The sequence below is a fragment of the Micromonospora pisi genome (assembly GCF_003633685.1).
Classification (GTDB): Bacteria; Actinomycetota; Actinomycetes; order Mycobacteriales; family Micromonosporaceae; genus Micromonospora_G; species Micromonospora_G pisi.
This window is the reverse complement of record NZ_RBKT01000001.1, coordinates 6,159,303-6,179,298: the sequence shown is the minus strand read 5'-3', so window position 1 is coordinate 6,179,298 and position 19,996 is coordinate 6,159,303. Positions and strand designations below refer to the sequence as shown.

At 71.9% G+C, this 19,996-nt stretch carries 14 protein-coding genes; 5 read left to right on the top strand and 9 right to left on the bottom strand.

The features are described from left to right. Window positions 1–38: 38 nt before the first annotated feature. Together BDK92_RS26550 and BDK92_RS26545 are read right to left on the bottom strand one after the other, a co-directional pair. Window positions 39–857, bottom strand: a complete 819-nt coding sequence (locus BDK92_RS26550) for a hypothetical protein (RefSeq protein ID WP_121159145.1) — start codon at window positions 855–857, stop codon at window positions 39–41. 49 nt (window positions 858–906) lie between these two features. Next, window positions 907–2,220, bottom strand: coding sequence for a S1C family serine protease (locus tag BDK92_RS26545; RefSeq protein WP_121159144.1), 1,314 nt, complete (start codon window positions 2,218–2,220; stop codon window positions 907–909). Between the two features lie 221 nt (window positions 2,221–2,441). Between BDK92_RS26545 and BDK92_RS26540 the strand changes: the two genes are divergently transcribed. Beyond that, window positions 2,442–3,761 (top strand): HRDC domain-containing protein, encoded by a 1,320-nt coding sequence (locus BDK92_RS26540; RefSeq protein ID WP_121159143.1) that lies wholly within the window; start codon window positions 2,442–2,444, stop codon window positions 3,759–3,761. A 59-nt stretch (window positions 3,762–3,820) separates the two neighbouring features. On the opposite strand, the gene galE is transcribed toward BDK92_RS26540, so the two are convergent. After that, on the bottom strand, window positions 3,821–4,825 hold the full coding sequence (gene galE, locus BDK92_RS26535) for a UDP-glucose 4-epimerase GalE (RefSeq protein WP_121162605.1): 1,005 nt from the start codon (window positions 4,823–4,825) through the stop codon (window positions 3,821–3,823). Window positions 4,826–4,986: 161 nt separating this feature from the next. On the opposite strand from galE, the gene BDK92_RS26530 reads away from it, so the two are divergent. Together BDK92_RS26530 and BDK92_RS26525 are read left to right on the top strand one after the other, a co-directional pair. Then, window positions 4,987–6,246: a thiolase family protein gene (locus BDK92_RS26530; RefSeq protein ID WP_170208689.1), complete on the top strand. Its 1,260-nt coding sequence runs from the start codon at window positions 4,987–4,989 to the stop codon at window positions 6,244–6,246. Then, the gene (locus BDK92_RS26525) at window positions 6,243–8,312 is read left to right on the top strand and encodes a 3-hydroxyacyl-CoA dehydrogenase NAD-binding domain-containing protein (protein WP_121159142.1); all 2,070 of its coding nucleotides are present in this window, start codon (window positions 6,243–6,245) and stop codon (window positions 8,310–8,312) included. The genes BDK92_RS26530 and BDK92_RS26525 overlap by 4 nt, the downstream gene beginning before the upstream one ends. Before the next feature lie 71 nt (window positions 8,313–8,383). Here BDK92_RS26525 and BDK92_RS39170 read toward each other — a convergent pair whose 3' ends face one another. The 4 genes from BDK92_RS39170 to BDK92_RS26505 all read right to left on the bottom strand — a co-directional run bounded on the left by BDK92_RS39170 (window position 8,384) and on the right by BDK92_RS26505 (window position 12,555). Beyond that, window positions 8,384–8,767, bottom strand: coding sequence for a VOC family protein (locus BDK92_RS39170; RefSeq protein WP_170208688.1), 384 nt, complete (start codon window positions 8,765–8,767; stop codon window positions 8,384–8,386). A gap of 168 nt (window positions 8,768–8,935) precedes the next feature. Beyond that, entirely contained in the window at window positions 8,936–10,288 is a 1,353-nt protein-coding gene (locus BDK92_RS26515; RefSeq protein WP_121159140.1) for a sensor histidine kinase, read from the bottom strand. Continuing rightward, window positions 10,285–10,971 carry a response regulator transcription factor gene (locus BDK92_RS26510; protein ID WP_121159139.1) on the bottom strand — a complete coding sequence of 229 codons (687 nt, stop codon included), beginning with the start codon at window positions 10,969–10,971 and terminating at the stop codon, window positions 10,285–10,287. Before BDK92_RS26510 ends, BDK92_RS26515 begins: the two co-directional genes overlap by 4 nt. Before the next feature lie 138 nt (window positions 10,972–11,109). Continuing rightward, complete coding sequence (locus BDK92_RS26505; protein WP_246017255.1) at window positions 11,110–12,555, bottom strand: outer membrane protein assembly factor BamB family protein; 1,446 nt, start codon at window positions 12,553–12,555, stop codon at window positions 11,110–11,112. 195 nt (window positions 12,556–12,750) lie between these two features. Here BDK92_RS26505 and BDK92_RS26500 point away from each other — a divergent pair, with 195 nt between their 5' ends. Both BDK92_RS26500 and BDK92_RS26495 read left to right on the top strand, forming a co-directional pair. Continuing rightward, a complete protein-coding gene (locus BDK92_RS26500; RefSeq protein WP_425462263.1) occupies window positions 12,751–14,595 on the top strand; it encodes a hypothetical protein in 1,845 nt (614 codons plus the stop codon). A gap of 215 nt (window positions 14,596–14,810) precedes the next feature. Next, window positions 14,811–16,091 (top strand): NAD(P)/FAD-dependent oxidoreductase, encoded by a 1,281-nt coding sequence (locus tag BDK92_RS26495; RefSeq protein ID WP_170208686.1) that lies wholly within the window; start codon window positions 14,811–14,813, stop codon window positions 16,089–16,091. On the opposite strand, the gene BDK92_RS26490 is transcribed toward BDK92_RS26495, so the two are convergent. Beyond that, window positions 16,088–17,986, bottom strand: a complete 1,899-nt coding sequence (locus tag BDK92_RS26490; protein WP_246017254.1) for a DUF6311 domain-containing protein — start codon at window positions 17,984–17,986, stop codon at window positions 16,088–16,090. The genes BDK92_RS26495 and BDK92_RS26490 overlap by 4 nt on opposite strands. A 52-nt stretch (window positions 17,987–18,038) precedes the next feature. Then, the gene (locus BDK92_RS26485; RefSeq protein WP_425462319.1) at window positions 18,039–19,901 is read right to left on the bottom strand and encodes a DUF6311 domain-containing protein; all 1,863 of its coding nucleotides are present in this window, start codon (window positions 19,899–19,901) and stop codon (window positions 18,039–18,041) included. Window positions 19,902–19,996: the final 95 nt, after the last annotated feature.

The following is a 19,996-nucleotide window of genomic DNA, read 5'->3' as shown; positions in this document are numbered from 1 at the left end:
TCCGACGGGCACCGACCGGCGCCCGCTGGGGACGACGGTCAGAGGTAACCGTCGGCTTCCTCGCAGACCTTGTCCGCCTCGTCGATCGCCTTCCGGAAGGCCGCCTCGCTGGTGGCGGTCATCGCCTTGCTGAACAGGTCGAGGCAGTTGGCGATCACGGCCTTCTGCCGGGCCTGCTCGTCCCGGTCGTTCTTCGTCCCGGTCAGGTCCTGCTCGACCGCTTTGACCCGGTCGGTGGCCGCCTGTACGTCCCGCTTGAGCCGGTCGATCTCCTGCTGGTTCGCACCGATCTTCTCGTCCCGTTCCCGCACCTGGGAGCTGAGTTCCCGCTCGGTCCGGTTGAGTTCGCCGGTCTTGGTGACGAACAGTCCGGTCATCACCGCGCCGACCGTGAACAGGAGCGCGACGACGATCGAAAGGACCAGCACGGTACGGCGCTTGCCGGCGGCCGGCGGCGGCGCCCCGTACGGCAGGCCGGATCCGGGCGGTGCGGACATCGGCTGCCCCGGGTACGGCACCCCCGAGTACGGCTGCGGGCCACCGGAGACCGGCACACCCGACGCCGGTACGCCGGAGACCTGCCCCGGGTACGGGTGGGGTGCACCGAGCCCGGGCTGGGCGGGGATGCCGGTGGTGGGTGCCGGGTAGCCCCCGACGGGGTAGGTGTGACCACCCGGTGCCGGGTACGCCACCGTCGGCGGCTCGTCCGACTGGCCGGCACCGGCCGGCGGTGGCGGGGTGGCACCGGGCGACGCGGGGGTGGCGAACGGCGGGGCGAACGGCGGGGCGAACGGCGGCAGCGGGGTGGTCGGATCGACCGGCGGGGTGCCGTCGGGACCGTTCGGTGGCTGGGACATGGGGGTTCCTCCGTGGGGGTAAGGCGGGGTGCGCAACTGCGGGCGTACCTCAGCAGATCTTGAAACCATCACAGGCGGTCTTGATCGGCACGGCCAGACCGATGCCCTCGGCGTCGCGAGCCTTGGCGGTGGCGATGCCGACCACCTGCTTGGCCGCGTTGATCACCGGGCCACCGGAGTTGCCCGGGTTGATCGGCGCGTCGAACTGGATCACCTTGCCGGGGCCGTCCTCGTTGTCGCGGAAGGCGCTGACCACACCGGTGGTCACGCTGTCCTCCAGGCCCAGGGGCGCGCCCACCACCACGATCTGCTGACCGGACTTGACCGCCTCCGGGGCGGCGACCAGACCGGTGAAGGTGCCGTCCGTGCTGAGCTGCGCGACGTCGTTCGCCTTGTCGACCTTGACGATGGTGGCCGGGAAACGCTGGTCCGTACGCTCCAGGAAGACCTGGCGCCCACCACCGTTCCAGAGTTCCTCGACCACGTGGAAGTTGGTGAACAGGTTGGTGCCGCCGTTGGTTGCCGGCTTGCCCACGGCGAACGCCGTCCCGGTGAACTGGCCGGCGCGTACCCGGAAGACGCTGGGCAGCACGGCGCTGGAGATCGCTTCGGGGTTGAACGCCTGACCCGCCCGGTTCTCCAGCTCCTTCGCCCGGCCCTCGACGCCCTCCAGCCGGTCCGCGTCCGCGCGTTGCGCCTCGGCCAGCCGCCGGTCGGCGTCGCCGAGCCGACCGTCGAGCCGATCGATCTGGTACGCCTGGAAACCGACCACCCCGGCCAGCGCGAGCACCAGCAGCAGGGCGGTGATCCCCGGCCAGGCGAGCCGACGCCGCACCACCGGGGTCGGCGCAGCGTCCGGCGGGGGCGGATAGCCGAGCGCGGCGTTCGGCGTCCCGTACCCGGATGTCGAGGGTGGGCCGTAACCACCGGCCGGAGCCGGCGCGTACCCGTACCCGGGGGCCTGACCGTAACCGGAGGTCGGAGCCGTCGGGTCGTACGCGGAGATCGGAGCCGTCGGAGCCGTCGGGTCGTACCCGGTGGTCGGAGCCGTCGGTGCGTGGGCCGGGGCGGCAGCGGTGTGCGCAGGCTGGCCCGGGACCGGCGCCGACCCAGACGTCGAAGCCGGCGCCGCGAGCGGCGCGCCGGGTCCGCCCCGGGGCGGCTCCATCCTCGGTGGCAGTGGACCGGGTCGGGCGCCGCCGGTGTGCTCGACCTCCGACGACCCGGGCGCGGAGTGCCACTGCCCACCAGCGCCGGGTGCCGGACCGGACACCTCCGCGGCCGGCTGTCGCGGACCGGGCACCGACGCGTCGGGGACCGGCTCGTAGCCGGTCGCGGGCTGCGGGTCATACCCAGAGGTCATAAATCGACGTCCTCCCGTAGACGTTCATGCCAGAGTCGCAGCATCGGGCAAACCAGCCCGGGGATCTGCGGCAAGGAGGGACCGTACCGGCCGTGCTGAGCTTTGTCTTCCCCGATGTCTGACTCGTCCATTCCGACAGATGTACGCACCAACCGGCCGGACAACCCGGCGCGCCGGCCCGGCTGCGTATGGCGGATGCGAGCGACCACTAGGGTTGTCAGGTGACCGACGAACCACCCCTGCGCCGTCGGGCCGCGCAAAGCCAAGCAGGGAACGAGCCGCACAGCCTGCCGGCGCTCGCGCCGGAACCCGAGACCGTGGGGCCCGACCCAACGCCTGGCGGGCCCGTTCCGCTCCTCGCCCCTCGCGACGGCACACCGGAGCCGGTGGCTACACCTGCCGCCCTCGCCGATGTCGTCGCCCGCTTCGCCGCCGGCACCGGCCCGGTCGCCGTCGACGCCGAACGCGCCTCCGGCTACCGCTACAGCCAGCGCGCCTACCTGGTGCAGTTGCGCCGGGCCGGCGCTGGCACCGTGCTGATCGATCCGCTCCCGCTCGGCGACCTCCGCAGCCTCGACGAGGCGCTCGCGGACACCGAGTGGGTGCTCCACGCGGCCAGCCAGGACCTCGCCTGCCTGGCCGACCTCGGGCTGCGTCCGCGCCGGCTCTTCGACACCGAACTGGCCGCCCGGCTGGCCGGTTTCGAACGGGTCGGGCTCGCCGCGCTGACCGAGCAGTTGCTCGGGTTCACCCTGGAGAAACATCACTCGGCCGCGGACTGGTCCAGTCGACCGCTGCCGGAATCCTGGCTGACCTACGCCGCGCTGGACGTGGAACTCCTCACCGAGCTGCGCGACGCCCTCGCCGACGAACTGGAGCGGCAGGACAAGGCCGAATGGGCGGCCGAGGAGTTCGCCGCCCTGGTGCTCTGGGGGGCGCAGCCGCTGCGGCAGCGCGCCGACCCGTGGCGGCGTACCTCCGGCATCCACCGGGTCCGGGGCGCGCGCGCCCAGGCCCGGGTCCGGTCGATGTGGTACGCGCGGGACGCGATCGCGTCCCGTCGCGACTCGGCGCCGGGCCGGGTGCTGCCGGACGCCGCGATCATCGCCGCGGCCGAGATGGATCCGAAGGACGAACGGACCCTGCTGATGCTTCCGGGCTTCGGTGGGCGCTCGGTCCGCCGGCTCGCCCGGACCTGGCTCGAAGCCCTCTCCGAGGCGAGGGCACTGCCCGACGACGCGCTGCCGGTGAGTGCGACGGTGGACGGACCTCCGCCACCGCACCGGTGGGCCGAGCGTGACCCGACGGCGGCGGCCCGGCTGGCCCGGTGCCGCGAGGTGGTGACCCGGATAGCGGGCGAGCACAACCTGCCGCCGGAGAACCTGATCACCCCGGACTCGGTCCGTCGGCTGGCCTGGACGCCGCCGGACGAGGTCACCGAGGAGGTCGTGGCCGAGACCTTGCGCGGTTACGGGGCCCGCAACTGGCAGGTCACCCTGATCACCCCGGACCTCACCCGCGCCCTACCCGAGCCCGCGTGAAAGGAAGGGCACCTTGTTAACGCATAGCGTTAACAAGGTGCCCTTCCTTTCGCTACGACTCAGGCGGGGGGAAGCACGCTGTCCCGTCGGGCGGCCCACTCCAGCGAGTGCCGGATGCCGTCCTCCAGGGTCAGCTCCGGCTTCCAGTCCAGCAGCCGGCGGGACCGGCCGGTACGGGTGTAGGAGCCGGCCGAGTCGCCCGGCCGGGGCCCGGTCTCCCGTACCCGCAGAGGCCGGTCGCTGACCGCGTTGAACGCGGTGACGAACTCCCGCACGGTGGTGCCGTTCCCGGTGCCCAGGTTGATCACCTCGTGCGACCGTTCGCCGCCGGGCGGCAGGATGGCGTCGAACCGGTGTAGCGCCTGCACGTGTGCACGGGCCAGGTCCCAGACGTGGATGTAGTCACGGATTCCGGAGCCGTCACGGGTCGGCCAGTCGACGCCGGTGATCAGGAACTCGTCGTCGCCCTCGACCGCGCTGATCATCTTGCCGAGCGCGTGACTGGGGCGGCGCAGTTGCAGTCCCGTACGCATCATCGGGTCGGCGCCGACCGGGTTGAAGTAACGCAGCGACAGCGCCCGCAGCGGGGAGGCGTCCGCGGTGTCGGCGAGGATCGCCTCCAGCATCGCCTTGGTACGGGCGTACGGGCTGGTCGGCTCGAGCACCGAGTCCTCGTCGACGGAGAAGTCCTCGCCCGGCCGGTAGATCGAGGCCGAGGAGCTGAACAGCAGCCGCTCGCAGCCGTTGCGCAGCAGATGGTCGAGGAAGTCGACCGACTTGGCCACGTTCTCCCGGTAGTAGCGCAGCGGCTCGGCCACCGATTCGGGGACCACGATCAGGGCCGCCGCGTGCACCACCGCCGCGATCTCCGGGTGCTCGGAGAAGATCCGGTCGATCAGCGCCCCGTCGGCGATGTCGCCCTGGTAGAAGATCCGGTCGCGGGTGAACTCCCGTCGCCCGGTATTGAGGTTGTCCAGGATGACCGGCTCCAGCCCGTCGTCCAGACAGGCCGAGACCACGGTGCTGCCGATGAAGCCCGCACCACCCGCTACCAGTACCTTCAACGCCGCCTCCGTGTCGCCCCGCCTGGTCACGATCAACCTACCGGACCGGCCGGGGGGACCCGGCGTGCGCGGTGTGGCCTGGACCACAGACGGCGTACTGACAGCGCTAGTTACTGGCAAGTAGCATCCGGGATACACGCCCCGCCGCCAAGGAGGCTCAAGTGCCCCGTGAAGTCCGGGATGTCGTCTTCGTCGACGGCGTCCGCACCCCGTTCGGCAAAGCGGGTGGCATGTACGCCAACACCCGCGCCGACGACCTGGTGATCCGTTGCATCCGCGAACTGCTGCGGCGCAACCCCCAACTGCCACCGGAGCGGGTCGACGAGGTCGCCATCGCCGCCACCACCCAGATCGGTGACCAGGGCCTCACCATCGGCCGGACCGCCGCACTGCTCGCCGGACTACCGAAGACCGTGCCCGGCTACGCCATCGACCGGATGTGCGCCGGCGCGATGACCGCGGTGACCACAGTGGCCGGCGGCATCGCCATGGGCGCGTACGACGTCGCCATCGCCGGTGGGGTCGAGCACATGGGCCGGCACCCGATGGGCGAGGGCGTCGACCCGAACCCGCGCATCCTGGCCGAGCAGCTGGTCGACCCGTCCGCGCTGGTCATGGGCTCGACCGCGGAGAACCTGCACGACCGGGTCCCGCACATCAGCAAGGAACGCACGGACGCGTTCGCGCTCGCCTCGCAGCAGAAGACCGCCAAGGCGTACGCGAACGGCAAGCTCCAGGACGACCTGGTGACCGTGGCGATCCGCGACCCGGAGACCGGCTGGGGCCTGGCGTGCGTGGACGAGGCGCCCCGGGAGACCTCGCTGGAGAAGCTGGCCGGGCTGAAGACCCCGTTCCGCCCACACGGCAAGGTCACCGCCGGCAACGCCGCCGGGCTCAACGACGGTGCCACCGCCAGCCTGCTCGCCGCCGAAGAGGTCGCCCACGAACTGGGCCTGCCGATCGGCATGCGCCTGGTGTCGTACGGCTTCGTCGGGGTGGAGCCGGAGGTGATGGGAATCGGCCCGATCCCCTCCACCGAGAAGGCCCTGCGGATCGCCGGCCTGAGCATCGACGACATCGGCCTGTTCGAGCTGAACGAGGCGTTCGCGGTCCAGGTGCTCGCCTTCCTCGACCACTTCGGCATCGCCGACGACGATCCCCGGGTCAACCAGTGGGGTGGGGCGATCGCCATCGGCCACCCGCTCGCCTCCTCCGGCGTACGGCTGATGACCCAGCTCGCCCGGCAGTTCGCCGAGCAGCCCGAGGTCCGGTACGGCGTCACCGCCATGTGCATCGGCATCGGCATGGGCGGCACGGTCATCTGGGAGAACCCGCACTGGACCGGGGAGAGTGCGAGCGCGAGGAGTGAGCCGGTCCGGCGGGCCCCGCAGTCGGGAGCGGAAGGTGTGACGGCGTCATGAGTACCCTGCAGAACCCGAACGAGGTCGTCACGAAGGCGCTGCTGCGGCTGGTCGCCGTACCCGGGCTGGACCGCCCCGCCGCGCTGATCACCCTGGACAACGGCTTCGACCACAAGAAGCCGAACAGCCTCGGCCCGGCCGGTCTGGCCAGTCTGGACGAGGCGATCACGGCCGCGCTCGCGGCCGAGCCGGCGCTGATCGCGGTGACCGGCAAGCCGTACATCTTCTGCGTCGGCGCGGACGTGACCGGCATCCCGCTGGTCACCGACCGGGAGCAGGCGCTCGAACTGGGCCGCCTCGGCCACCGGGTCTTCGCCCGGTTGCGGGACAGCGCGGTGCCGACCTTCGCCTTCGTCAACGGCGCGGCGATGGGCGGCGGGCTGGAACTGGCCCTGCACTGCCACTACCGGACCCTCTCCGGGGGTGCGGCGGCGCTGGCGCTGCCCGAGGTGTCGCTGGGGCTGGTCCCCGGCTGGGGCGGGACCCAACTGCTGCCGAACCTGATCGGCATCCCGATGGCCACCCAGGTGATCATCCAGAACCCGCTGATGCAGAACCGGATGCTCAAGCCGAAGCAGGCGGCCGAGATGGGCATCGCCGACGTACTGCTCGAACCGGCCGACTTCCTGGAGCGGTCGCTGGAGTGGGCGGCCGGCGTGCTCCGGGGCACGGTCACGGTCACCCGCCCCGAGGTCGACCGGGAGATGTGGGACGGGGTGATGTTCTTCGCCAAGCAGACGCTGGACGAGCGGCTGCACGGTGCGGTGCCGGCCGCGTACCGGGCGTGGGAACTGCTCGGGCTGGCCAAGGAGGCACCGTTCGAGGTCGGTACGGCGGCGGAGGACGAGGCCCTGGCCGACCTGGTGCTCAGCGAGGAGCTGCGCAGCGGCCTGTACGCCTTCGACCTGGTGCAGCGGCGCGCCCGCAAACCGGTCGGTGCACCCCCGGCCACCCTGGCCCGCCCGGTGACCAAGGTCGGCATCGTCGGCGCCGGTCTGATGGCGTCGCAGCTCGCGCTCCTGTTCGCCCGGCGGTTGCAGGTGCCGGTGGTGCTCACCGACCTGGACCAGACCCGGGTCGACAAGGGCGTGGCGTACGTGCACGGCGAGATCGACAAGATGGTCGGCAAGGGCCGGCTGGACGCCGGTACGGCAGCCAAACTGCGGGGCCTGGTCGGCGGCTCGGTCGACAAATCCGTCTTCGCCGACGCCGACTTCGTCATCGAGGCCGTCTTCGAGGACCTGGCGGTGAAGAAGCAGGTCTGGGCGGAACTGGAGAAGATCGTCTCGCCGGAGGCGGTGCTCGCCACGAACACCTCCTCGCTCTCGATCACCGCGATGGCGGCCGACCTGGAGCACCCGGAGCGGGTGGTCGGCTTCCACTTCTTCAACCCGGTCGCGGTCCTCCCCCTGCTGGAGATCGTCCGGGGCGAGCGGACCGACGACGCCACCCTGGCCACCGCGTTCGCGGTCGGCAAGGAGTTGCGCAAGTCCTGCGTACTGGTCAAGGACGCGCCGGCGTTCGTGGTCAACCGGCTGCTCACCCGCTTCATCGGGGAGATCTTCTCGGCGGTCGACGCGGGCACCCCGTTGGCGGTGGCCGACTCCGCGCTGGACCCGCTGGGGCTGCCGATGCGGCCACTGGCGCTGGTGCAGCTGGTCGGGCCGGCGGTGGCTTACCACACCGGAGCGACCCTGCACGCGGCCTTCCCGGACCGGTACGGGACGAGCGAGAACCTGAGGCGGATCGCCGAGTCCGGCCGGCCGCTGCTGGTCGACGGCGATGTGAACCCGGAGGTCGCCGCCCTGCTCCAGGTGGGTGACCAACCGCTCGACGCCGAACAGGTACGCCTGCGGGCGTTGGACGCGGTGGCCCAGGAGGTCCGGTTGATGCTGGACGAGGGCGTGGTCGCCGGGGCACCGGACATCGACCTCTGCCTGATCCTCGGTGCCGGTTGGCCGTTCCACCTGGGCGGCATCACGCCGTACCTGGACCGGAGCGGCACTTCGGAGCGGGTGACCGGCCGACGCTTCCTGCCGTACGGCGTGGCCAGCCTGCCGGCCTGAGTCCGACGGCCCGGTGGGCCGCACCCGTCGCCTGGTCGGCGGCGAGTGCGGCCCCCGGGCTCACGCTCGGCTCAGCCGGCCCGCTCGGCGGCGCTGCGCTCGACGCAGAACTCGTTGCCCTCCGGATCGGCGAGCAACACCCAGCCGGTCCCGTCCGGCCTGCGGTGGTCGGCTACCTGGGTGGCGCCGAGCCCGATCAGCCGGACGACCTCCTCGTCCCGGGTACGGTCGCCCGGTTGCAGGTCGAGGTGGAGCCGGTTCTTGACCGCCTTGCCCTCCGGTACCTGGATGAAGAGCAGGCTCGGTCCGGCACCGTCGGGCGCCTGTGCGAGTGCCTCCGGGTCCCCGGGGTGGTCGTCGTCACTGCGGGGGTAGCCGAGTGCCTCGGCCCAGAAACCGGCGAGGGTGTAGGTGTCGGCACAGTCGACGGTGATGTGCCTGATACGGGAACTCACGAATGTCCTCCAGGACAGTTACGAAGCGCCCCGCGAACGTGTCGGGTCAGCGGGCACCGGGGCGGGGCGCGGGACCAATCGGATGACTCATCGACCGCACCTCCTCCCACTCTCGGCTGACCGGGCCCGAGCTTGTCACATCCCGCCCGGTGGGGCAAGGGCGCGTGGCTACCGGATCGGCGGGGTCGGGACGTCCGCCGTACCGCCTCCCGACGGGGTCGACGCCCCAGCCGCTCCCTCCGCCGTCGGCGGGGCCGGGGCGGAGGCCGGGGCGGACGTTGGTGCCCCGACGCTGCTCGGTGTCCGCGTCGGTGCGGCGGGCTGGGTGGGAACGACCACCGCCGACGCCGCCACCACCGGGGTCACGGCCGCGGCCGGCAACGTCACCGTGACCTCCAGCCCTCCACCCGGTTGGGCCACCGCGGTCACCACCCCACCATGGGCGTCACAGACCGCCGAGACGATCGAGAGCCCGAGCCCCGAGCCGCGCGCACCGGTGCGTTCCCGACCACCACGCCGGAACGCCTCGAACAGGCCCGGCACGTCGGCCTGGTCCACCTCGAAGCCGGTGTTGCCAACCACCAGCTGCACCTGGGCGGCGTCCGAACTGGTACGCACCCAGAGCCGGCCGTGCAGGTGGTTGTACCGGACCGCGTTCTCGATCAGGTTCCCGGCCAGGCGTTCGAGCAGGCTGGGATCGCCGACCACCGGCGCCGGCCGCAGGGACGTGGTGACCTCCAGCCCGAGCCGGTTCACCTCGGCCCGCATGGCGGACAGTGCGGCGGCGGCCCCGTCGGCCAGGTCGGTCGGTGCCTTACGGCTCAACCGGCGACCCGACTGGGCCTCGCTGCGGGCCAACACCAGCAGCGAGTCGACCAGCCCGTTGGCCCGCTCGGAGGCGTCCCGGACCACGGTCGCCATCCGGCGGTACTCGGCCACGTCCGCGTCCGGGTCGGCCATGGTCACGTCGACCTCGGTACGCATCACGGCCAGCGGCGTACGCAACTCGTGCGAGGCGTTGGCGACGAAGCGCTTCTGCGCCTCGAAAGCCCCACCGATCCGGTCCAGCATCGCGTCGAAGGTGTCGGCCAGCTCGGCCACCTCGTCGTCCGCCCCGGAGTAACGGATCCGCTGGTCGAGGGTCGCCTCGCCGAGTCGCCGGGCGGTGGAGGTGACCTGGTGCAGCGGGCGCAGGGCACGGCCGGCCACCGCGTACGCGCCAGCCACCCCGACCACGCTGATCGCGAGCAGCGCGACCAACCCCTTGACCAGCAACTCCCGGGTCGCTGCGGCGAGCATCTGATCCTGCCACTCCAGGGCGCTCACCTGGGTGTTGTCGGCGAGCACCACGGTGCCCGAGCGCAGCTCGCCGGCCCCCCGGAGCCCGCCGGTGACCAGCAGCCAGGCCAGCAACAGCAGGATGGCGCCGGCACCGACCAGCAGCACCCCGTTGAGCAGGGTCAGCCGCAGGCGGAGCGTGGGCCGCAGCCGGGCCCGGCGGCGGGTCAGGTAGACGGTCATGCGCCCACCTGCTCGGGCAGGTAGCGCTCCGGCATCCGGTAACCGGCGCCGACCACGGTCTCGATCAGCGGTGGATCACCGAGTTTCTTCCGTAGGGTCATCACGGTCACCCGTACCGTCGTGGTGAACGGGTCGGTGTTGGCGTCCCAGACCCGTTCCAGCAGTTCCTCGCTGGAGACCACCGCACCCCGGGCCTTGAGCAGTTCCTCCAGCACCCCGAACTCCTTGCGGGTCAGATCGACCGGCGTTCCGGCCCGGGTGGCCACCCGACGGGCCGGGTCGACCACCAGGTCCGCCACGGTGAGCACCGGGGGCGCGGCCGGGGTGGCCCGTCGGCCGAGCGCCTGCACCCGGGCGACGAGCTCGTCGAAGGCGAACGGCTTGGGCAGATAGTCGTCGGCCCCGAGTTGCAGCCCCTCGACCCGGTCCGCGACCGTACCGCTCGCGGTGAGCATGAGCACCCGGGTCAGCGCACCGGAGCTGACCAGGTCGGCACAGATCTGGTCGCCGTGCACGCCGGGCAGGTCCCGGTCCAGGACCACCACGTCGTACCGCGTCACCATGGCCATCTCGTGTCCCACCGTGCCGTCGTAGGCCAGGTCGACCGCCATGCCCTGGCGGCGTAATCCCCGCCCGATCGCGTCGGCGAGATTCCGCTCGTCCTCCACCACCAGTACCCGCACCGCGACCTCCAGCTCTCCGGCTCTCCCCCCGCCCCTGCGAAACAACCTAGCCGCGTCCGCCAAACCCCAGCTCAACGCGGTCCGCCGAGCAGTCGTCCCGGCCGGGCCGCGAGCGGCGTCACCCGCTGGACGGGCGGGTCAGACGGGCAGGCGCCAGACGCCGATGGTGGCGTCGAGCCGGCGGCAGACCAGCACGCCGTGGGCGTACCGGCAGTCACCGGAGATGCCCGGCAGCACCGCCAGCGGCCGGGTCGAGGCCGTGGCCAGGTCGACGGCGGCGACCAGGGTCCGGCCGTCCTGACCGGTACGGAATCCGATCAGCCGCGGTCCGCCCGGCCCTCCGGCCCCCTCGGACGACCCGCCGTCGGTCGATCCGTTGGTCGGGGCGGCACCGTCGCTGAGCAACCCGAGCACCTGCCAGGCGCCGAGGTCGCCGAGCACCCGGCCGGTGCCCGGATCCAGCACGCTCAGCCCGGGCGCCGGCTGCTGCCGGGCCTGGTCGCTCCCGATCAGGTACGGCCCCACCGAGTGCAGGGTGCTCCACCTGTCGTCGGACCACCGGACCGCACCGGTGGCGGGGTCGAGCACCCGCACCCCACCGGTCCGGCGAAAGGCACAGAGCACGGCACCGCACGGCTGCGGCCACGGATCCCGGTCGGTGTCCCAGTCGATCGTCCACCGCCGCTCGAACCGCTCCAACCCGTACGCGGTCAGGCTGCGTGCCCCCTCGGGGCGCAGCAACAGGTCACCGACCGCCGCCGGTGGCCACGACCCGACACCGCCCGCCTCCGGCGCGGGCAGTTCCGCCGACCGGACCACCTGACCGGAGCCCAGGTCCCGTACCTCGATCCGGCCACCCGGCAGCCCGATCATCGCCCGCTCCGGCAGCGGGCCGTCGAACCAACCGGCGGTCTCGTCGGTCGGGCCGGTGTAGTCGTGCACCGCCCCGGCGGGCAGCTTGACCGACCAGCGCACCGCACCCGAGTCCGGCGCGATCGCCTCCAGGGTGCCCGGGGTCCACATGCCGAAGCCGGCCGGGATCTCCTCCCCGGCCGCGACACCCGCACCGGTGGTGTCCGCGTCCGGGGTCCAGAGCAGCACGTCGCCGTAGGCGCTCACCGCGTCGAAGGAGGCCGTACGTCTCCAGGAGATCGCGCCGGTCGCGGTGTCCACCCCGACCGTCCGCCGAGGTGCGACCGAACCCCAGTCCGAGGTCAGCACCAGCGTGTCGCCGATCAGGGTGTGCCCGCCGAGCGGGCCGGGCACCGGCATCCGTACCCGCCACAACGGCTCGCCACCGGGCAACCGGTACGCGCTGACCTGCTGCCGGGAATCCGTTGCCGGATCAACCGGGTCGATCAGGAAGAGCTGGTCGACGCCGCTCACCACCGACGTGCCCAACCGGGCCGGAATGGTCACCGCCGAGATCCGGGCCGGCCCGGTACCGGCCGCACTCATGGTGGCGAGGAGCAGTGCCAGCAGCGCGCCGAGACGTACCGACCGGGTGGCCAACCAGGAGCGGGCCGGTGGGCGGTCCTCCACCGTCGGTTCGGTCCACCGGTCACCCAGCTCGATCTGGCCCACCCGACCCCCGTCCGGACACCCGCCGCCGACATCGACCGGGAGCCACCGTCGAGACCGGCCCGATCGGCCCCGCCGTACCGCCCGGGTCCACCCGCTTCGGTCCGCCGCCTCGGCCGCGGTCGTCGGCGGAGGCAGCGGCTGATTCCGGGCGGCTGGCCCAGCTCACCCCAGCGGCCGCCTGTACGATGTCGCGTCGTGGCAATCCCGGTAGTAAATAACAATTCGGACGCAGAAGCCGGTTCCGGCCCGGAGCCCGCGCCCACGTCGTCGGTGGAAACCGACCAGGCCCGAGCACGCCGACGGTACCGGAAACCGGCCCGCGCCGACCTGCTGGCCATCGCAGCGTACGTCCTGCTCGGCATCGTGGTCTGCGCTAACTACTGGGTCGACATCCAGCACCGGGTCTCGTCACACCTACCCACCGACCACAGTTGGTTCGAGTGGCTGCTGTCGCACGGCGCCTACTCCGTCCGGCACTGGGAGAACCCGCTCTTCTCCGCCCGGCAGAACGCCCCGGACGGCGTGAACATGATGGCGAACACCTCGGTGCTCGGCATCAGCCTCCCGCTGGCCCCACTCACCCTGCTCTTCGGACCACAGGTCACGTACGCGATCTACCTTGGCGGGGCGCTCGCGGCGACCGCGGCCACCTCGTACTGGATGCTCTCCCGGCACCTGGTCCACTCGCGCGGGGCGGCCTTCGTCGGCGGGGCGTTCCTCGGCTTCGCGCCGGGGATCGTGCACCACGCCAACGGCCAGCCCAACTTCGTCAGCAACTTCCTGCTCCCGGTGATCGTGGTCCGGGTGCTCCGCCTGGGCGAACCGGGACGCTGGCTGCGCAACGGGATCGTGCTGGGTCTGCTGGTCACGTACCAGATCTTCATCAACGAGGAGATGCTGCTCCTGACCGCGCTCGCCTGCCTGGTGATCGTGGCCGCGTACGCGGTCCAGCGGTGGTCGGCGGTACGGGCCCAGACGGTGCCGTTCCTGCTCTCGATCGGCGTCGGCGGGGCACTGGCCCTGCTGCTCGCCGGCTACCCGATCTGGTACCAGTTCAACGGTCCGCAGTCGTACCGGGGACTACAGGGCGGCGTGTTCCACAGCTGGGGTGAGGACCTGGCGGCGTTCGTCACCTACTCCCGGGACACCATCGCCGGTTCCGAGTCGGTGGAGCACACGATCGGCCTGACCGAGCAGAACACCTGGTTCGGCTGGCCGCTGGTCGGACTCGCCCTACTGGTGATCGTGCTGCTCTGGCGGATCTCGCTGGCCGCCCGTACGGCCGCCGTCCTGGCCCTCGTCTTCGGCATCGCCTCGATCGGACCCTTCGTCCGGCTGGGTGGCACGGTGACCGAGGTCCGCGGCCCGTGGAGCTTCATCCCGGACGACCTGCCGCTGGTCGAGATGATGATGCCGACCCGGCTCAGCCTGGTCGTCGCAGCCGTGATCGGAGTGCTGCTCGCGCTCGCCTGGGACACCGTCGCGTCCACCCCTGCCGGCACCGGGCCGACCGGGCGCAGGGTCAAGGTCCTGGCGTACGCGGCGATCGCGCTCGCGCTGCTGCCGCTGGTGCCGAAGCCGCTGCCGGCGATGCACGTCGACTCGCCGCCGCGGTTCATCACCAGCGACGAGTGGCGCCCGTACGTGCCCTCGGGTCGCACCCTGGTGCCGGTGCCGGTGCCGAGCAACGTGCACGGCCTGTCGACGCTGCGCTGGAGCGCGCTGACCGGACACGAGTTCCCGGTGCCCGGCGGCTACTTCATCGGCCCCAGTTCGGAGGGCCTCGGCGTCTTCGGTTCCGTGACCCGACCGACCGCGATGCTGATGTACGTCACGATCGACACCGGCAAGGTCCCGGACATCACCCCGGAGGTACGGGCACAGGCGATCGAGGACCTGCGGTTCTGGCGCGCCTCGGTGGTGGTGCTCGGTGACCACCCGCACGAGGGGGAACTGCGCGCCCTGATGACCGCACTGCTCGGACCGGCGCAGCGGGTCGACGACGTGTGGCTCTGGGACGTACGCACCCTCATCGGCTGACGCGTAAGGAAGGGGCCCTTGTTAACGCATAGCGTTAACAAGGGCCCCTTCCTTACGCCGCCACGGCGAGCGCCGGCACCTGCGGAAACCACCCGGGCGATTGTTGACAGTCGATCTGACAGCCGGCTCTACTGTGACCAACGCCGGGCGGCCGAGCGATCGTCGACCCCGGGCACCGCTCAGCCGGCAGCCACGCCGGCCGATTCCCCAGGGAGGTGGCGGCGCTGGCGACACCGGGCTACGACGTGATCATTGTCGGCAGCCGGGTGGCGGGCAGCGCGACGACGCTGCTCCTGGCTCGCCAGGGTCTACGTGTGCTGGCGCTGGACCGCTCCCGGTTCCCGAGCGACACCCTCTCCTCACACCAGGTACAGCTTCCCGGAATCGCCCGGCTGCGACGCTGGGGACTGCTCGACCGTCTGCGGGCTGCCGGCACACCGGCCACCCGGGAAATCAGGCTGGACCCCGGGGAGGTGGTGCTCGCCGGGCGATACCCGCCGTACGACGGGGCAGACGCCCTCTACAGCCCACGCCGTGTCCTGCTCGACGCGACCCTGGTCGACGCCGCCCGGGAGGCGGGCGCCGAGGTGCGCGAGGGCTTCACCGTCGACGAACTGGTCTGGGAACGGGACCGGGTGGTGGGGATCCGCGGTCGCGAACACGGCGGCGCACAGGTGACCGAGACGGCATCGCTCGTGGTGGGCGCCGACGGCAAGCGCTCGTTGGTCGCCGAGGCGGTCGCCGCCCCCACTCAACGGAGCCACCCGGCATCGACGTTCGCGTGTTACACGTACTGGTCCGGGGTGCCCCTGCCGGTCGGGGAGCTCTACCAGCGACCGGACCGGACCGTCGCGGCGTTCCCCACCAACGACGATCTGACCATGGTGTACGTCGCCGGGCCGGCCGCCGACTTCCCCGCGTTCCGCGCCGACGTACCGGGGCGGTACCTCGCGGCGCTCGACGGGTGCGGAGACCTCGGCGCCCGCGTACGCGGCGGCGAGCAGGCCGAGCGGTTCCGGAGCACTCCGGACGTACCAAACCGGATCCGGGTGCCGCACGGTCCGGGCTGGGCCCTGGTCGGCGACGCGGGACTGGTGCTGGACCCGATCACCGGGCAGGGCATCGGCAACGCGTTCCGGGACGTCGAACTCCTGGTCGAGGCGATCGTGGCCGGCCTGGACGAGGGTGGCCGGATCGATGCCCGGCTGGCCGGGTACCACGCCCGCCGGGACACCATGGCCACACCGATGTACGACCTCACCCTCGATCTCGCCTCCTTCCGCCCGCCGGGCCCGGCGGAGCGCCGCCTCTTCGCGGCGCTCCAGGGTCGATCAGCCGGGATCGCCCAACTCCTCAGCGTCTTCGCCGGGGTGCTACCGATGGATCAGTTCCGCGCCCCGGGCAACCTGCTGCGCCTGGTCGGACCCGGCAACCTGGCCCGGATCGCCGCCGCCGAACTGCGCCACCGGGCACGTCGGGGGCGGGCAGGCTCCTAACCGACCTGGACCCGGACGTCCCAGACCCAGGCTCCGGAGATCATCCGCCCGGGACCGAGCAGCAGGTCGACCGTCTCCTTGACCGGGTTACCCCGGTGCAGCCCGCCCTGTACGACGATCGCGGCGCGCCAGTGCCGCAGGTCCTCGACCGCCTGGCGCCGCTGCTCGTCGCCGATCACCGGCACCTGCCCGGTACGTGCGACCGCGTCGAGCAGCACCGACGTCGGGCGGTCCGGCGTCCCCCAGCGGGCCTGCCGGTCGGCGGAGCTGATCGGGCCGATGAAGTAACCACCGGGGGCGGTGAAGGCCAGCCCGGTCCGGGCCGACCAGTACATACCGGCGATCGCCTCACCGCCCCGGGTCGGCGGCACCGGCACGAGGGTGCGGCCCGGCGGGACGTAGGCGCGCCACTCGCCGCTGGCGACGAACTCCGGCACCGGCCAGGCCGGCACGGTCCGGATCGGCAGCGGTGCCACCGGCAACAGCACGGCGACCAGCGCCCCGCCCCAGAGCAACCGGACCGGTAGGACGGGGCTCTCCTGCGTCGACCGGGTCGCAACCGGCACCGGCCCGCGTCGGAACACCTGGTCGGTGGCGAGGGCGAGCAGGGTGGCCAGCATGGGGAGGCAGACCAGCGGGAACCGGGCCGGCACCGCCAGGTCGATAAGCGGCAGGTCGGCGAAGAGCCGGTACGGACCCGGCAGCCCGGTCGGCTCGCCGTCCAGCCGGATGTTGTTGCCGAGCGAGAGGGCGGCGAACGCGACCACCCCGACGGCCAGTGCCTTGACCAGCGGACGCCGCCACTGCCAGACCACCACGACCGCGCCGAGTACGAGCAGCGGCAGCCCGAAGAAGGAGTTCTCCTCGGTCGGGTTCGGTGACAGCACCCCTGGTACCGAGTCGTGGCCGGTCAGCGACTGGCGGGCGGACGCGGTGAACGAGCCGAGGTCCAGCGCGTACGCCCCGGGTTCGAACGGCAGGCCCCGGTAGTGGCCCGGGCCGAAGAACTGGAACCAGAGCGGGTACGCCAGCAGTGCCGCCGCGACCAACGCACCGATCCCGAGCCGGCCGAGGAAGGCTCCTCCGAGCCGGCGTACGGTCCCCGGGCTCGCCGCCGCGTAGCAGACGGTGAACAGGCCGCAGGCCAGCACCAGGAAGGCCAGCACCTCCTCGCCCAGGAAGACCTGGTAGGTGACGAGCAGCCCGAGCAGCAGCCCACGCCGGAGCACCCGGTCGGTCGCCGGGGCGAACACCACGGCGAGGATCGCCGGCACCACGAACTGCGAGATCATGTGCAGGTGGCCGGTCGCCTGGGAGACCATGCCCGGGGCGAAGCCGCAGAGCAGCCCGCCGACCCAGGCGGCGACCCGGGACTCGACCAGCCGGCGGGAGAACAGCAGGTACCAGGCGGTCGCGGTGCCGGCGAGCGAGCCGACGATGGCCACCAGGAATGTGGTGTGCGAGCCGAAGAGCAGGGTCACCGGGGCCAGCGGCAGGCCCAGACCGAGCACCGACGTGTTGGCCATCAGGTTGACCCCGTCGGGGGCGTTGAGTGCGGTGCTGTAGAGCGGGTTCTCCAGTTGGGTCACCGCGTGCGCGGCGCGGGCCAGCATCCACTCGAACAGCATCTGGTCGTTGCCCGCGCGGGTCGTGTGGTCCGGGTGCAGCCAGAGTCGGCTGGTGACGTACCCGGCCGCCACCAGGTAGCTGGCGAACACCGCCAGGTCGGTCGGCCACCGCCGGTATCGCACCCCGGCGACCAGGCGGTCGACGGTACGCCGGAACCGTACCGCCGCCGTTGTGGCGGCGTTGTCGGTCGACGCGCCGGGAGGGGTGTCCGTGACCACGGTGGTGACCGTGGTCTGATCGGATTCCGCTCCCGGGGTCGTGTTCATCCGACCGGGACCGGTGTTCGCTCGCCGGGCCATCCGGTCTCGGTCCGCCCCATCAGCTGCTCGGGCCGGTCAGGCTGCGGATGTCCCAGAGCCAGACGTCGTCCACCCGCCGCCCGGGGCCGACGACCTGTTCCACGGTCCGGCGCAGTGGCTCGGCGTTGCGCTCCTCCACCGGGAGCACCAGGATCGCGGTCCGCCAGTGGCGCAGTTCGTCCATGGAGCGACGGCGCTCGCGGTCGGTGAGGGTGAGCACCCGGCCGGTGGTCGAGACCTGGTCCAGCAGCTCACTGATGCCGCTCGGACGGCCACCGAATCGACCCGGGTCGCCGGTGTTGCCGTTGCGCGGGGCGAGGAAGTAACCCCCGGGGATCTTGAAGTCGAGGTTGGTCGAGGCGGCCCAGCGCATGCCGTTGGTGTGTCCCATCGCCGGCACCGGCACCGGCACCAGGGACTGGTTCGGGCCGACGTACGGCCGCCAGTGCCCGGACGAGATGAAGTCGGGCACCGGGGGCCGGGACCCGACCTTGAGCGGCAGCGGCACGAGCGGGATCAGCACGACGGCCAGTGCGGTGATCACGGCGGTCCGGCGGGTGCGGCGGTCGACGCTCTCCATCGACCAGGCCCGGTCGACGGCCATGGCGAGCAGCACGCCGATCACGACCGTGGTGATCAGACCGAACCGGGTCGGCACCACCGCGTCCAGCAGCGGCAGCTTGACCAGCCACTCCCACGGCCCCCAGAACAGTTCCCGGTTCCAGTAGGAGACCCGCTCGCCGAGGGACAGGATGGCGAAGAAAAGGCCGGTGAAGGCGAGCGCCCGTACGATCACCTCGCGCCGCAGCCAGATCACGATGGCGATGGTGAGCAGCGCCAGGCCCCAGCCGAAGAAGGCGTTCTCCTCGGAGTAGTTGGGGGCCAGGTTGGCGTTGGCCCGCTCGTTGCCGCCGAGCGTCGGCGACCCGGGGCTGATGAACGCGGCCAGGTCGTTGCCGTAGTCGCGGACCGCGTCGCTCAGGCCGTGGTACGCCTGCCGCCCGGCGAACTGGACGTAGAGCGGGTAGGCGAGCAGGGCGACGGCGATGACGGCGCAGACCGCCAGACCGCCGGCGAGCGGGCGCCACGCCGCGCGCCACCGTCCGGGTTGCTGGGCCACTACGGCGAGCAGGAAGACACCGCAGGCCAGGGCGGTGAAGAGCAGGATCTCCTCGTTGATGAACGCCTGGTAGCTGACCAGCAGGGCGAGCACCACACCGTCGCGGACCACCCGGGTGGAGCGGGTCAGCAGGATGACCCGCCAGACGATGAACGGGAGCAGGAACTGGGAGATGATGTTCGGGTGCCAGCTGGCGTGTGACAGCAACGCCGGTGAGAACCCGATGAACCAGCCGCCGACAATCGCCGCGATCGGGGTCCGGACCACGTGGCGGGAGAGCACGAAATACCAGGCCGACGCGGTGCCGGCGAGTCCGAGCGTCACCAGGACCACGAAGGACACCGCCGGGCCGAACAGCAGTGTCACCGGGATCATCGGGATGCCCAGTCCCAGGATGGCGGTGTTCGCCATCAGGTTGACCCCGTCAGGATAGTTCAACCGGTCGGTGAAGAAAGGGTATTCGCCGTGCAACACCACGCGTACCGAGTGGGCGAGAAAGTACTGCACCTGGGCCGGGTCACTGCTGTAGAGCGACGCCACCCGTCCGGCCGGGTCGAGCCAGATCTGACTCGTCACCCAGAACGCGGCAAGCAGAAAAGCGCCGAAGACCAGCAGGTCACGTCGGCGCGTGGGCCAGCGGCGCAGCCGCGTGCCACGGTCGGCGGTGCCTCGGTCCGAGCCGGCGGCCGGGGGTGTGGTCGTCGAACCGGCCGCACCGTCCGCATCGACGGAAACCGGGCCCTTCTTTGCCGCCGGATCAATGGCAGCATGCCCGCCGGACCCGGCTGTATCCGGATCCGGTGTCGTTTCGAGACGGGGCTCGGCAAGCGTCACAGTCGGCGGAGTCTACCGGAGCG